This window comes from Pseudonocardia cypriaca (assembly GCF_006717045.1).
In the GTDB taxonomy this organism is placed as follows: domain Bacteria; phylum Actinomycetota; class Actinomycetes; order Mycobacteriales; family Pseudonocardiaceae; genus Pseudonocardia; species Pseudonocardia cypriaca.
The window spans coordinates 3,408,342-3,421,207 of record NZ_VFPH01000001.1; the positions used below are offsets into that span (position 1 = coordinate 3,408,342).

General features: G+C 73.0%; 12 protein-coding genes and 1 pseudogene. 8 read left to right on the forward strand and 5 right to left on the reverse strand.

Annotated features, from left to right (window positions below):
* Positions 1 to 16 precede the first annotated feature (16 nt).
* The 3 genes and pseudogenes from FB388_RS16235 to FB388_RS40420 form a co-directional block, all read right to left on the reverse strand.
* Positions 17 to 760 carry an esterase family protein gene (locus FB388_RS16235; protein WP_142101795.1) on the reverse strand — a complete coding sequence of 248 codons (744 nt, stop codon included), beginning with the start codon at positions 758 to 760 and terminating at the stop codon, positions 17 to 19.
* A 91-nt stretch (positions 761 to 851) separates the two neighbouring features.
* On the reverse strand, positions 852 to 1,160 hold the full coding sequence (locus FB388_RS40415; RefSeq protein WP_246122131.1) for a hypothetical protein: 309 nt from the start codon (positions 1,158 to 1,160) through the stop codon (positions 852 to 854).
* A 50-nt stretch (positions 1,161 to 1,210) separates the two neighbouring features.
* A pseudogene (locus tag FB388_RS40420) lies at positions 1,211 to 1,432 on the reverse strand (TMEM175 family protein); the annotation flags it as partial.
* Between the two features lie 89 nt (positions 1,433 to 1,521).
* Here FB388_RS40420 and FB388_RS16245 point away from each other — a divergent pair.
* On the forward strand, positions 1,522 to 2,763 hold the full coding sequence (locus FB388_RS16245) for an NAD(P)/FAD-dependent oxidoreductase (protein ID WP_142101797.1): 1,242 nt from the start codon (positions 1,522 to 1,524) through the stop codon (positions 2,761 to 2,763).
* Between the two features lie 3 nt (positions 2,764 to 2,766).
* Here FB388_RS16245 and FB388_RS16250 read toward each other — a convergent pair whose 3' ends face one another.
* The gene (locus tag FB388_RS16250; protein WP_246121969.1) at positions 2,767 to 3,801 is read right to left on the reverse strand and encodes a LacI family DNA-binding transcriptional regulator; all 1,035 of its coding nucleotides are present in this window, start codon (positions 3,799 to 3,801) and stop codon (positions 2,767 to 2,769) included.
* Positions 3,802 to 3,832: 31 nt separating this feature from the next.
* Here FB388_RS16250 and FB388_RS16255 point away from each other — a divergent pair, with 31 nt between their 5' ends.
* From FB388_RS16255 to FB388_RS16265, 3 genes are read left to right on the forward strand one after another with little or no spacing between them, the layout of a single operon-like run.
* The gene (locus tag FB388_RS16255; RefSeq protein ID WP_246121970.1) at positions 3,833 to 5,035 is read left to right on the forward strand and encodes an MFS transporter; all 1,203 of its coding nucleotides are present in this window, start codon (positions 3,833 to 3,835) and stop codon (positions 5,033 to 5,035) included.
* Positions 5,032 to 6,624, forward strand: a complete 1,593-nt coding sequence (locus FB388_RS16260; RefSeq protein ID WP_142101799.1) for an alpha-amylase family glycosyl hydrolase — start codon at positions 5,032 to 5,034, stop codon at positions 6,622 to 6,624. Before FB388_RS16255 ends, FB388_RS16260 begins: the two co-directional genes overlap by 4 nt.
* A gap of 54 nt (positions 6,625 to 6,678) precedes the next feature.
* Positions 6,679 to 8,280 carry an AMP-binding protein gene (locus FB388_RS16265; protein WP_142101801.1) on the forward strand — a complete coding sequence of 534 codons (1,602 nt, stop codon included), beginning with the start codon at positions 6,679 to 6,681 and terminating at the stop codon, positions 8,278 to 8,280.
* A gap of 223 nt (positions 8,281 to 8,503) precedes the next feature.
* Here the strand turns inward: FB388_RS16265 and FB388_RS16270 are convergent, their stop codons facing one another.
* Positions 8,504 to 8,890 carry a hypothetical protein gene (locus FB388_RS16270; protein ID WP_142101803.1) on the reverse strand — a complete coding sequence of 129 codons (387 nt, stop codon included), beginning with the start codon at positions 8,888 to 8,890 and terminating at the stop codon, positions 8,504 to 8,506.
* Positions 8,891 to 9,008: 118 nt separating this feature from the next.
* On the opposite strand from FB388_RS16270, the gene FB388_RS16275 reads away from it, so the two are divergent.
* From FB388_RS16275 to FB388_RS16290, 4 genes are all read left to right on the forward strand, one after another.
* Complete coding sequence (locus tag FB388_RS16275; RefSeq protein WP_246121971.1) at positions 9,009 to 9,233, forward strand: DUF397 domain-containing protein; 225 nt, start codon at positions 9,009 to 9,011, stop codon at positions 9,231 to 9,233.
* Positions 9,234 to 9,308: 75 nt separating this feature from the next.
* Positions 9,309 to 10,271 (forward strand): helix-turn-helix domain-containing protein, encoded by a 963-nt coding sequence (locus tag FB388_RS16280; protein WP_246121973.1) that lies wholly within the window; start codon positions 9,309 to 9,311, stop codon positions 10,269 to 10,271.
* A 108-nt stretch (positions 10,272 to 10,379) separates the two neighbouring features.
* Positions 10,380 to 11,363 (forward strand): pseudouridine synthase, encoded by a 984-nt coding sequence (locus FB388_RS16285; protein WP_142101807.1) that lies wholly within the window; start codon positions 10,380 to 10,382, stop codon positions 11,361 to 11,363.
* Complete coding sequence (locus FB388_RS16290) at positions 11,360 to 12,802, forward strand: GH1 family beta-glucosidase (RefSeq protein WP_246121976.1); 1,443 nt, start codon at positions 11,360 to 11,362, stop codon at positions 12,800 to 12,802. The genes FB388_RS16285 and FB388_RS16290 overlap by 4 nt, the downstream gene beginning before the upstream one ends.
* Positions 12,803 to 12,866 lie beyond the last annotated feature (64 nt).

Consider the following 12,866-nt stretch of genomic DNA (forward strand, 5'->3'; position numbering starts at 1 on the left):
CGGCCCCTCTCCTTCGTCAGGTCAAGCGGTGCAGGTGGTGCGCGAGCTGGCGCCGCCACCACGGCCAGTCGTGCGCGACGTCGTGCCCCCACGCGTCCAGCTCGTGCGGGATGCCCTTCTCGGCGAGCAGGCCGGCGAGCTTCCGCGTGCTCGCCTCGGCGCCGGTGGTGTCCTCCCACATCCCCTGCCCGACGACGAGCACGAGGTGCACCTGCCCGCGCAGCCACTCCAGGTGGTCGCCGTGGAGGTTGCCGACGTACGCGATCGGCGTGTGGAAGTAGAACGCCTCGCCCCGCTCGCCCCACCCGTGCAGCGCGCTCATGTCGTAGACGCCCGAGAGGCACAGGGCCTGGGGGAACAGGTCGCCGCGGCGGAGCGTGAAGTTCGCAGCGTGGAAGGCGCCCATGCTCGGGCCGGTGGTGAGGATCGGGAGCGGCCCGCCGGAGTCCTCGTGGATCCACGGCACGACCTGGTCGACGATCCACGACTCGTACGCGCCGTGCCGCCGCGCCCGCTCCTCCAGGGGGACGGACCGGTCCGACCACGACCACGAGTCGTAGCTGTCGACGCAGTAGAGCTTGATCCGTCCGGCTTCCAGCAGGTCGGCGACCGCGTCGACCATGCCGCGCGACTCGAAATCGCCCGCCCGGCCCGCCTCGGCCGGGAACACCAGCACCGGGCGTCCCCAGTGGCCGTAGGACACGACGGTGCCGGAGGAGCCGATCGCGGGCGACCACAGGTCGATGCTGCGCCGCCTCACCCTTCGGGATCGTAGACGGAGATCGGGGTCTTCGCGGGGCTCGCGGCGACGGTGGATGCAGGCGCGGTGCGCCAGGCCGCCCGGTGGGGGCTCACGCGGCCCAGTCCCCCGGACGCCACCGCTGCCACAGCCGCTCGACCAGCGGTGCCAGGAACAGCAGCAGCAGAGCCGTGTACCCGACACCGGGGACGAACGCGGCCACCAGGAGCGCCAGCGCGAGAAGGGCGGTCATGCTCCCCGCGCCGCCGACGAGTCGGCCGCGGATCGCCACGCTGAGCGCGGTGAGGCAGGCGCTGCTCGCCAGGATCGTGCCGATGTAGAGCACGACGGTGAACCGGTCCTCGCCGTAGCCACCGACCATCTCCGTCGGGAACGGCAGCACCACGATCGTAGCAGCCACAGCAGGTTCAGCCCGACAACGCGCCCGGGCGCGGTGGCCACCCCGTCGAAGAGCCGGTGGTGCGCCGTCCACAGCCGGGCGATCACGGCGAAGCTGAGCAGGAAGCTGAAGAACTGGCTGATGTTGTCCGTGACCACCTCGGCCGCGCTCCGCCGATCGTCCACCGCCTCGCCGACCGCGTCCACCAGCGGCAGCACCAGCAGCGTGATCGCGATCGCGACCACCGCGTCGGTGAAGTACACGAGCCGCTCGGCCCCACGGGGCTCGGTCACCGGACCAACCTAGCCGCATCGCCAGTGGCAGGCGCCTGGTTCACGTGCTCGAATGGTCGATCGACCGCCCGAGCCACGGCAGGTGGGCCATGACCGCATCGGCATCCCAGGACGACCGCACGTTCGTCATCGTCGGCGCGAGCCTCGCAGGCGCGAAGGCGGCGGAGACGCTGCGCGACGAAGGGTTCGCAGGCCGGGTGGTCCTCGTCGGCGAGGAGCCCGAGCCCCCGTACGAGCGGCCACCGCTGTCGAAGGGGTACCTGCTCGGCAGCGACGAGCGCGGCACGGCGTTCGTGCACGACCGCGCCTGGTACGACAAGCAGAACATCGAGCTGCGCACCGGGGTGCGCGCCGAGGCGGTCGACCCGGGAGCCCACGCGGTCACGCTCGCCGGCGGCGAGCGGCTGGCCTACGACAAGCTCCTGCTCGCCACCGGGTCGGTGGTCCGGCGGCTGCAGGTTCCCGGTGCGGAGCTGGAGGGTGTGCATTACCTGCGCCGCATCGAGCACTCCGACGCGCTGCGGGGCGTGCTCGTCGAGGGCGCCCGCGTGGTCGTCGTGGGCGGCGGCTGGATCGGGCTCGAGGTCGCGGCGGCGGCCCGCACGCACGGGGCGACGGTCACGCTCGTCGAGGTCGACACGCTGCCGTTGCGCCGGGTGCTGGGCGACGAGGTCGCCCAGGTGTTCGCCGACCTGCACGCCGACCACGGAGTGGACCTGCGGCTCGGCACCGGTGTCCGGGAGATCGCCGGAGCGGACGGCCGGGTCGCGTCGGTGACCCTCGACGACGGCACGTCGCTGCCCGCGGACGCGGTCGTCGTGGGCGTCGGCATCACCCCGGCCGTCGAGCTCGCGCAGTCCGCAGGCCTGGCGGTCGACAACGGCGTGCTGGTCGACGCGGCGCTGCGCACCTCCGACCCGGACGTCTACGCGGCGGGCGACGTCGCCAACGCCGACAACCCGCTGCTCGGGAAGCACATCCGGGTCGAGCACTGGCAGAACGCCCTGGACGGTGGCCCGGCCGCCGCGCGCTCGATGCTCGGCCAGGACGTCGTGTACGACCGGGTCCCGTACTTCTTCACCGACCAGTACGACCTCGGCATGGAGTACACCGGCCACGCCGAGCCCGGCAGCTACGACCAGGTCGTGTTCCGCGGCGACGTCCCGGGCCGGGAGTTCATCTCCTTCTGGCTCTCCGAAGGGCGCGTGCTGGCCGGGATGAACGTCAACGTCTGGGACGTCGCCGCGGACGTCGAGCGGATCATCCGCTCCGGCGCACCGGTCGACCCCGCCCGGCTGGCCGATCCCACCGTCCCCCTCAGCGATCTGTAGTTCTCATCGGGTGCTCCTGCGCACCGTCGCGGTCCACGGGGCATCCCCCGGTGCCCGGTCGCCCAGCGCGATGAGGGCGCAGCTGCGGCCCTGGTCGAACAGGGACTGCGCGATGGTGGTGAGGCCTTCCCGCTCGGCGTCCGGGTCGTCGTCCCAGCCGGCGACGGCGACGTCGTCGGGCACGCGGAGCCCTCGGCGGCGCGCGGCGTCGAGGACGGCGTAGGCGAGCTGGTCGCCCATGGCCACCACCGCGTCGGGCTCGAAGGAGTCGAACAGCGCATCGGCCATGGCCGCCGCCTCCACGCGGTCGTTGCGCGCCACGACGGCGACCGGCAGCCCGCGCGGATCGATGCCCGCCTCCCGGCAGTGGTCGTAGACGCCGAGCAGGCGGTCGCGGGTGACCGGGAACTCCACGCCCTCCGGGTCCGGCCCGATCTCCAGCCGCGGCCTGCGGTCGCGGCCGAAGGGCTGGCTGAACACCGCCGGGCGGCGGGCGCCCGGGAAGGTGTGCGCGGCAAGCTCGCGGCCGGATGCGCGGTTGTCGATGCTGACCACCTGCGCGCCGGGAACGGCGGGGCCACCGTGCACGACGACGGGCTTGCCGAGCCCGGTCACCACGGCGAGCACCGGGTCGGAGTCGACCGTGGTCCAGACGATGTAGCCGTCGACGGATGCCGCCCGCACGCGGTCGACGTCGCCGTCCTCGCCGGTGGTCGGGATGAGGTTCAGCCCGATCCCCCGCTCGCGGCAGACCTCGGCGACGCCGGCCAGGAAGCGGCGGGCCCCCGGGTCCTCGAACGCGTAGGTGAGGTGCTCGCCGAGCACGACGCCGATCGCGCCGGTGCGGCGGCGGCGCAGGGACCGGGCCGTCGGGTCGGGGCCCGGGTAGCCCAGCTCGGCGGCGACCGCGCGGACCCGCCGCAGTGTGCTCGGGGCGACCCGCTCCGGCTGGTTGTAGCAGTACGAGACCGTCATCGGTGAGACACCGGAACGGCGCGCCACCTCGGCCATCGTGATGCGCGACCCCGCACTGGACATGTCCCGAGTCTAGCTGTGTATCGTTACACACATGCGGAGGTGGAGCCCGTCCCGAGAAGGCGTGGCGCTGGGGGCGCTCAGCGCCGCCTGCTTCGTCTCGGTGACCTCGGAGAACCTGCCCGTCGCCCTGCTACCGGACCTGGCGTCCGGCTTCGGCGTGTCCGAGTCGGCCGTCGGCCTCCTGGTCACGGGGTACGCGGTCGTCGTCGCGGTCTCGGTGGTGCCGCTGGTCGCCCTGACGACGCACTGGGACCGCCGGACGGCAGCGGTCGCCACCGTCGCGACGATCACCGCGTCCAACCTGCTGCTGGCCGTCGCGCCCAGCTACGGCGTCGCCGTGGTCGCCCGGGTGGTCTCCGCCGTCGGCCACGGCGTGTTCTGGTCGGTGGTCGCGGTGATCGCCGCCCGGATGCTCGGACCGCACCGGGCCGGCCGCGCCACCGCGGTGGTCTTCGCGGGGAACTCGCTCGCCTTCCTCTTCGGGCTCCCGCTGAGCTCGTGGCTCGGCGCGACGATCGGCTGGCGACCCGCCGTCCTCGCCGTGGCCGGCGCCGCGGCGCTCTCGGCCGTGGCGATCCGCGCCACCGTCGACCCGATGCCGGCGGAGCACGCACCGCAGCAGCAGGGGCCGTCGACGCTCCGGCGCACCCTGACCGACAGATCCCTCAACGCCGTGAACGCGACCACGCTGATCGTGGTGCTGGGACACCTCACCGCGTTCACCTACATCACCGTGATCATCGCCGACTACGTCCACCTCACCGGCCCCGCCACCTCTGGCCTCCTCCTCGCGCACGGGGCGGCGGGCCTGCTCGGCCTCGCGCTGATCGGCAGGCACGTGGACCGGCAGCCACGAGCTACCGCCCTGATCGTCACCGGCGGGTTCGTCGCGTGCATGCTCGCGCTGCTCGTCGTCGGACCGAGCTCCGGTGCCGTCGCCGGTGCCGCGGTCGTGTTGTGGGCCGTGCCGGCGGCCGGGATGAGCGTGGTGCTGCAAGCCGCGGTCCTGCGCGTCGCCCGCGTCCGGCAGGACCTCGCCTCCGCGGTCTACATCGTCGCCTACCAGGTCGGCATCGGTGGGGGCGCGGCGATCGGCGGGGTCTTCCTCGACCACGGCGCACTGCCCGTCGCGGTCGCGACCACCGCGGCGTGCGGCCTCGTCGGCGCCGTCGTCGTCGCCCGGTCCGCCGCCTTCCACCGCGCCCGCACCCCCGAGTGCCGAGGTGCGCGATGAGCCGGCCGTGGTGGCAGGACGCCGTCGTCTACCAGATCTACCCGCGCAGCTTCGCCGACTCGGACGGCGACGGGATCGGTGACCTGCCCGGCATCATCGAGCGGCTCCCCTACCTGCGCACCCTCGGCGTCGACGCCCTGTGGATCTCGCCGTTCTTCCGGTCGCCGATGGCCGACTTCGGCTACGACATCAGCGATCACACCGCCGTCGACCCGATCTTCGGCACGGACGCCGACGCCGAGGCGCTCATCGCCGCGGCCCACGCGCACGGCCTGCGCCTCCTCGTCGACATCGTCCTGTCGCACACCAGCGACCAGCACCCGTGGTTCCGCGACGCCGCGTCGTCCCGCACCGCGGCGAAGCGCGACTTCTACGTGTGGCGCGACGGGCCGACACCCGGGCGCCCCGACGGCGGCCCGCCCAACAACTGGGTCGCCGGCTTCCCCGCCGGGGTCCCCGCGTGGACGTGGCACCCGGGCACCGCCCAGTGGTACCTGCACTCCCACCTGCCCCAGCAGCCCGACCTCGACTGGTCCAACCCCGCGGTGCGGGCCGCCCAGCTCGAGGTCCTGCGCCACTGGCTGGACCGCGGGGTCGACGGAGTGCGGCTCGACGCCATCAACCGGCTGGGCAAGGACCCGGACCACCGCGACAACGTCGCGGGCGAGCCGTCGCGCCAGCAGGACTGGCCGACGCTTCACGAGTACCTGCGCGAGGTGCGTGCGGTCGTCGACGAGTACCCGGGCGCCGTCACGGTGGGCGAGGTCTGGGAGTTCGACCAGCGCCGCATCCTGCCCTACCTCGCCCCCGGCGAGCTGCACCTCGCCCACAACTTCGTGTTCGCCCGGTCGCCGTTCGACGCAGCGCGGATCCGGCTGACCGTCGAGGAGTTCGTCGAGCTGGCCGACCCGGACACCTGGCCGGCGTGGTTCCTGGGCAACCACGACGAACCGCGGCTCGTCACCCGGTGGTCGACCCCCGGCGACGACGAGGAGACCCGCGCCGCGCGGGGCCGCCTCGCCGCGGTGCTGCTGCTCACCCTGCGCGGCACACCCTTCCTCTACCAGGGCGAGGAGCTGGGCCTGCCCGACACCGAGCTCCCACCCGGCATCGGCACCGACCGCGACGGGCGCGACCCGCAGCGCACCCCGATGCCCTGGGCGCCCCCGTCGACGGCCGGTCCGGGGGCCGGCTTCACCACCGGCGACCCGTGGCTGCCGATCGGCGACACGGCCGAACGGCTCAACGTCGCGTCCGAACTGGAGGACGAGAGCTCGATGCTCGCCCTCTACCGCACGCTGCTCGCGCTGCGCCGGGCCCGCCCGTCACTGCGCACCGGGAGCCAGGCGTTCCTCGACGGTCCGCCCGACGTGCTCGCGTACGTCCGCGCGGAGGCCGGGGAACGCACGCTGGTGATCCTCAACCTCTGCGCGACACCGCGGCGTCTCGACGTCACGGCGCTGTCCGGGTCGTCCTCCGCGCCGCTGCTGCTGGCCTCGACCGATGCCGCTTCCGAGCCCGGACGGCCGGGGGCGACGATCGTCCTGGGTCCGTTCAGCGGCGTCGTCCTCGACCCCGGATGCTCATAGCGGAGTCTTGACTATCGTCAGCAAAGCGCGATACTTCCCGGCGGGAGGTTCGCCATGGCCAGCGCCCACACGGACCCGTTCTGCCGCGATCATCTACCGCCCCGCGACCAGTGGCCCGAGCTCACGTTCGAGCTGCCGGAGCTGCGCTACCCCCGACAGCTCAACGCCGCACGAGAGCTGCTCGCCGGCCCACCCGGCGAGCGACCCTGCATGCGCGGGTCCGGCATCGCGTGGACGTACGGCGAGCTGCGCCACCACGCCGCCCAGGTGGCGGCCGCGCTCACCGAGGACCTCGGCCTCGTGCCGGGCAACCGGGTGCTCCTGCGGGGGCCGAACGAGCCGTGGCAGGTGGCCTGCTGGCTCGGGGTGCTGCTCGCGGGCGGGGTGGCCGTGGCCACGATGCCGATGCTGCGCCGCACCGAGCTGGACACGATCACCGAGCTCGCCCGGCCGTCGCTCGCCCTCGTCCACCACGACTTCCTCCACGACGTACCGCCTGACCTGCGCACCGTCGCCTACGGGGGCGACAGCGAGCTCACCGGCATGATCGCCGCCCACGACGGCGGCTTCGCCGCGGTGGACACCGCCGCCGACGACGTGGCGCTACTGGCCTTCACCTCGGGCACCACCGGCCGCCCGAAGGCCACCATGCACTTCCACCGCGACGTACTCGCGATCGCCGACACGTTCTCGCGGCACGTGGTCGGCATCCAGCCCTCCGACGTGGTGACGGGCACCCCGCCGATCGCGTTCACGTTCGGGCTCGGCGGGCTGGTGGTCTTCCCGCTGCGCGCCGGGGCGAGCACGGTGCTGCTGGACCGCGTGACGCCGCCGCAGCTCGCCGACACCGTGGCCGAGGAGGGCGTCACCGTGCTCTTCACGGCCCCGACCGCGTACCGGGCGGTCCTCGCGGCCGGCAAGGCCGACCGGCTGGCCGGGGTGCGCCGTCTGGTCTCGGCGGGCGAGACGCTGCCCGCGAGCGTGTGGCACGCGATGCACGACGCCACCGGCCTGCAGATCATCGACGGCATCGGGTCCACCGAGATGCTGCACGTGTTCATCTCCGCGGCCGACGACGACATCCGACCCGGCACCACCGGCCGAGCGGTGCCCGGCTACCAGGCCGCCGTGCTCGACGACGACGGCCGGCCGGTACCGGACGGCACACCGGGCAACCTCGCGGTGAAGGGCCCCACCGGATGCCGCTACCTCAACGGCGACCGGCAGACCACGTACGTGCGGCACGGCTGGAACTTCACCGGCGACACCTACGTGCGCGACGCCGACGGCTACTTCACCTACCTCGCCCGGAGCGACGACATGATCGTCTCGTCGGGCTACAACATCTCGGGCCCCGAGGTGGAACAGGCCATGCTCGGACACCCGGACGTCGTGGACTGCGCCGTGGTGGCCACGCCCGACGAGGAGCGCGGCTCACTCGTCACCGCGTACGTCGTGCTGCGGGAGGGCGCCACCCGCGACGCGGCGGCGCTGCAGGACCACGTGAAGCAGACGATCGCGCCCTACAAGTACCCGCGGCTCGTCGAGTTCGTCGCCGAGCTCCCCCGCACGAGCACCGGGAAGCTGCAACGCTTCGTGCTGCGGCAGCAGGCCGCCGGGAGAGCGTCCGACGGCGGACCCCACGCCTCGGCGTAGGAACGGATGGGGTCTGGGGACCCGCCCCGGCGGGGGTCTGTTGGGGCGGGCCCCCAGAAGGCTGAACATTCGCGAGGGCGGGCATCACCCAGCGGGGTGGACCGCGGACCGGCTGCATTGACGGCCCGCGGCCGGGACTGGAAGGGTGCACCGCCCGGTGGCGCCCGGCACCCGGCGCTGGTGGTGGCCGCCGGGGCGGGGTCCGGGCGCGAGCTCTACGGCACTAGGACGCCGCGCGGCCGCGCCGCGCGTCGTAGGAACGGCGGGCCATGTCGGCGATCCCGTGGATCACGCAGGGCCACGGGGTGGTGGGCAACCCCGTGCCGCCCTTCGTGCAGGTGCGGCAGCGCCCGGCGCGGTCGGGCACGTGCTGCGCGAGCAGCCGCTGCCACACCTCCACCATCGGCGCCAGCTCGTCGGCGACGCGCTGCTGCTCGGGCATCCCGTCGCTGGACTCGACAGGGCGGCTACCTGGCCCGCCCTGGAGCCGCGCCGGGGTCTCGGCCGGCCGGTGTGGCGCGGCCCCGCCGGGGACGGCGGTTCGCGTCCGGTCGAGCGACACGCCCCCCGCGCGCCCCGAGCCGTGGCTCGCCCCCCAGGAGTAACTCATGGCGCTCCCCCGCTTTCGCTGCCCGTACCGACGCCCACCCGGTCGGGTGGCGCTTGTCGCATCCGATCGTGGCCTGCCTAACTTGCATCCGCAAGTGCCAGTGCATGAGCATCTGCACGTGCACTTCGCTTTCACAGAGAACTACGACGCCCTGCAGTGGCGCAAGAGCAGGGCGAGCAATCCCAGCGGGAACTGCGTCGAACTGGCAGAACTCGCAGGTGGCGATGTCGCGCTGCGCAACTCGCGGTTCCCGGCGGGCCCGGTGCTCGTCGGCACCCGCGCCGCGGTCGCGGACTTCGTGCGCGCCGCGCGGAGGGGGGAGCTCGACGATCTCGCGAGCTGAACGAGCATCTGCGCACGCTTGCCGTACGTGCCGATGCACGGCAGAGTGAGTGTGCTCACTACAGTGCGCACCCACGTGAACGCGAGCGAGACACACTCCCGGGGGAACCTGATGATCGTCGTGCCCGACGACGCGGAATCCGGGTCGATCGACCAGGCCGCTCTCGACCGTGCCGGCGGTCGCACTCCCAAGGGACCGACAGGCCCCACCGTGCTCCGCATCGGACTCGGTGGGGCACTGCGTCGCAGACGTGAGGCCGCGGGCGTCACCCGCGAGCGCGCGGGTGAGGCCATCCGCGCCTCGCCCGCCAAGATCAGCCGTCTCGAGCTGGGGCGCGTCGGGTTCAAGGAACGCGACGTCGCCGACCTGCTCACCTGCTACGGGGTGCGTGACCCCGCCGAGCGGGCGCAGTTCCTCGACCTCGCCAGGCAGGCCAACACCCCCGGCTGGTGGCACCGCTACGCCGACCTGCTGCCCAGCTGGTTCGAGACCTACCTGGGCCTCGAGCAGGCCGCGTCGGTGATCCGGAACTACGAGCTCCAGTTCGTACCCGGGCTGCTGCAGACCCGCGACTACGCCCGTGCCGTCACGATGCTCGGCCACACCGACCCGGTGGAGGTCGAGCGCCGCGTCGAGCTGCGGATGCAGCGCCAGGCGCTGCTCACCGGCCCCCACCCGCCCACGCTGTGGGCGGTGGTCGACGAGGCGGCGCTGCGGCGCTCGCTGATGGGCCGCGAGCAGAGCCGGGCCCAGCTCACGCATCTGATCGAGATGAACGAGCTGCCCAACATCTCGCTGCAGGTGGCCCCGTTCTCCTACGGCGGCCACGCCGCGGCGGGCGGGCCGTTCGCGATCCTGCGCTTCGCCGAGCCGGACCTGCCCGACATCGTCTACCTCGAGCAGCTCACCAGCGCGCTCTACCTGGACAAACGCGCCGACGTGGAGCATTACGCTGCCGTGATGGACCGGCTCTGCGCGCAGGTGGAGCAGCCGGACCGCACGGAGGAGATCCTCACCCGGATCCGCTCCGAGATCTAGTGGCAAGTGCGGTGGACACGAACGTTGCCGGGGTGGAACGCGGCGAGGCGGCGCCTGGGCGTGCGAGGACCCGGTGAACGTTCGTCGCCGCCGCACTAGGCTCGCCGCATCAGACGCAAGTTGAAGTCGCCGCTTCCGCAGCGGCACGGGCTCGACCCGGTGCGCCTGCGGACGCCGGCGGACACCCCCGACGGCCCGCGGTGGGCCACCATGCGTGACCACCTGGTCGAGCGGCTCCCCCGGGTCGACCCCGCGCGGATCGACGCCATGCTCCGGGAGGAGCGCATCGTCGACCGCAGTGGACCGATCGCGCCGGACGCGCCGTTCGTGCCGGAAGAGTTCCTGTGGTTCCACCGGGACCTCCCCGACGAGGCACCGGTCCCGTTCGAGATCGGGATCGTGCACCGCGACGACGACCTGGTCGTCGTCGACAAACCGCACTTCCTCGCCACGATCCCGCGCGGGAGCCACATCCTCGAGACCGCGCTCGTGCGCCTGCGCCTCGAGCTGGACCTGCCGGCGCTCTCGCCCGCCCACCGCCTCGACCGTCCCACCGCGGGCCTGCTCATGTTCGTGGTGCACCGGGAGCGGCGCGGTGCCTACCAGACGCTGTTCCGCGACCGGCGGGTCCGCAAGACCTACGAGGCCGTCGCGCGCCACGACCCGGCTCTCACCCTGCCCCGCACCGTGGAGAGCCGGATCGTGAAGGAACGCGGGATCATCCGGGCGTACGAGGAGCCGGGCCCGGTCAACGCGGTCACGCACGTCGAGCTGATGGCCCACCGGGACGGGCTCGCCCGCTACCGGCTCACCCCCGAGACCGGCCGCACCCACCAGCTGCGCGTGCACATGAACCGGCTCGGCGTCCCCATCCTGGGCGACGACTTCTACCCCGAGCTCACCGAGAAGCCGCTCGACGACTTCCGGCGTCCCCTGCAGCTGCTCGCGTCCGAGCTGGAGTTCCGCGACCCGTTCAGCGGCACGATGCGCCGGTTCACCACCCGCCTCGAGCTGCGAGCATGGACCTCCTACGAGCAGTGGGCATCGCAGCATCACGCATCACCTGGAACGAGAACGGAAGGACGTACGTGACCGCCACCCGGGCCAGCACCGCCACCGGCGCAATCCAGTTCCCGCAGGGGTTCCTGTGGGGCTCCGCAACCGCCTCCTACCAGATCGAGGGGGCTGTCGCGGAGGGCGGGCGCACGCCGTCGATCTGGGACACCTTCTCGCACACCCCGGGACGCGTCGACCGCGGTGACACCGGGGACGTCGCCGTCGACCACTACCACCGGTTCCGCGAGGACGTCGCCCTGATGGCCGAGCTGGGGCTCACCTCGTACCGGTTCTCCGTCGCGTGGCCCCGGATCACGCCCCAGGTCACCCCCGACGAGCTCGGCCCCGTCAACGCGGAGGGCATCGCCTTCTACTCCGACCTGGTCGACGAGCTGCTCGCACACGGGATCAGCCCGTCGATCACGCTCTACCACTGGGACCTCCCACAGGCGCTCGAGGACGCGGGCGGCTGGACGGAGCGGCGCACCGCAGAGCGGTTCGCGGAGTACGCGGAAGCGGTGGCCGCGGCCCTCGGTGACCGGGTGCCGCTCTTCATCACGCTCAACGAGCCGTGGTGCAGCGCGTACCTCGGCTACGCCAGCGGCGTGCACGCCCCTGGCCGCACCGACGGCGCGGCCGCGCTCGCCGCCGTCCACCACCTCAACCTGGCCCACGGGCTCGCGACGGTGGCGATCCGCCGCGCCGCGCCCGCCGCCCGCGTCGCGCTCACGCTGAACCTCGCCTGGGTGCGGCCCGAGCGCCCGGACGCACCGCTCGACGTCGATGCGGCCCGCCGCGTCGACGGGTTGCAGAACCGCGTGTTCCTCGACCCGGTGCTGCAGGGGCGCTACCCGGCGGACGTCCAGGCCGACACCGCGGGCGTGACCGACTGGTCGTTCGTGCAGGACGGCGACCTCGACGTCATCTCGGCCCGCATCGACGCACTCGGCGTCAACTACTACACGCCCACGTGGGTTCGGCACTGGACGCGGGAGCGCCCCAAGGAGAACGCCGACGGCCACGGCGACGGCGCAGCCACCCCGTGGATCGCGTGCGACGACGTCGAGTTCCCGCTCCAGCACGGCCCGAAGACCGACATGGGGTGGAGCATCGACCCGCGCGGGCTCACCGAGCTGCTCCTCCGGGTGGCAGCGGAGGCCCCGGGCCTCGAGCTGCTGGTCACCGAGAACGGCGCGGCGTTCCCGGACGAGGTCGGGCCCGACGGGCGGATCGCCGACACCGACCGCATCGAGTACCTGCGCGGCCACCTCGCCGCCGTGCACGCCGCGATCGAGGCGGGCGCCCCGGTCACCGGGTACTACGTGTGGTCCCTCCTCGACAACTTCGAGTGGGCATGGGGCTACGCCAAGCGGTTCGGGATCGTCCACGTCGACTACGAGACGCAGGTCCGAACGCCCAAGGACAGCGCCCATTTCTACGCCGAGGTGATTCGACACAACGGGCTACCGGGCTGACCGTCCGGCTCGAAAGTAGGCCGAAACTTCGCGGGCGCGAAACATCGGGCGATCCGGGAACGAC

Bases quoted from the DNA above. Each gene is read 5' to 3' on its own strand.
- FB388_RS16255 (WP_246121970.1), top strand. From the start codon at position 3,833: ATGCGGAGGTGGAGCCCGTCCCGAGAAGGCGTGGCGCTGGGGGCGCTC.
- FB388_RS16260 (WP_142101799.1), top strand. From the start codon at position 5,032: ATGAGCCGGCCGTGGTGGCAGGACGCCGTCGTCTACCAGATCTACCCG.
- FB388_RS16265 (WP_142101801.1), top strand. From the start codon at position 6,679: ATGGCCAGCGCCCACACGGACCCGTTCTGCCGCGATCATCTACCGCCC.
- FB388_RS16250 (WP_246121969.1), bottom strand. From the start codon at position 3,801: ATGTCCAGTGCGGGGTCGCGCATCACGATGGCCGAGGTGGCGCGCCGT.
- FB388_RS16245 (WP_142101797.1), top strand. From the start codon at position 1,522: ATGACCGCATCGGCATCCCAGGACGACCGCACGTTCGTCATCGTCGGC.
- FB388_RS16270 (WP_142101803.1), bottom strand. From the start codon at position 8,890: ATGAGTTACTCCTGGGGGGCGAGCCACGGCTCGGGGCGCGCGGGGGGC.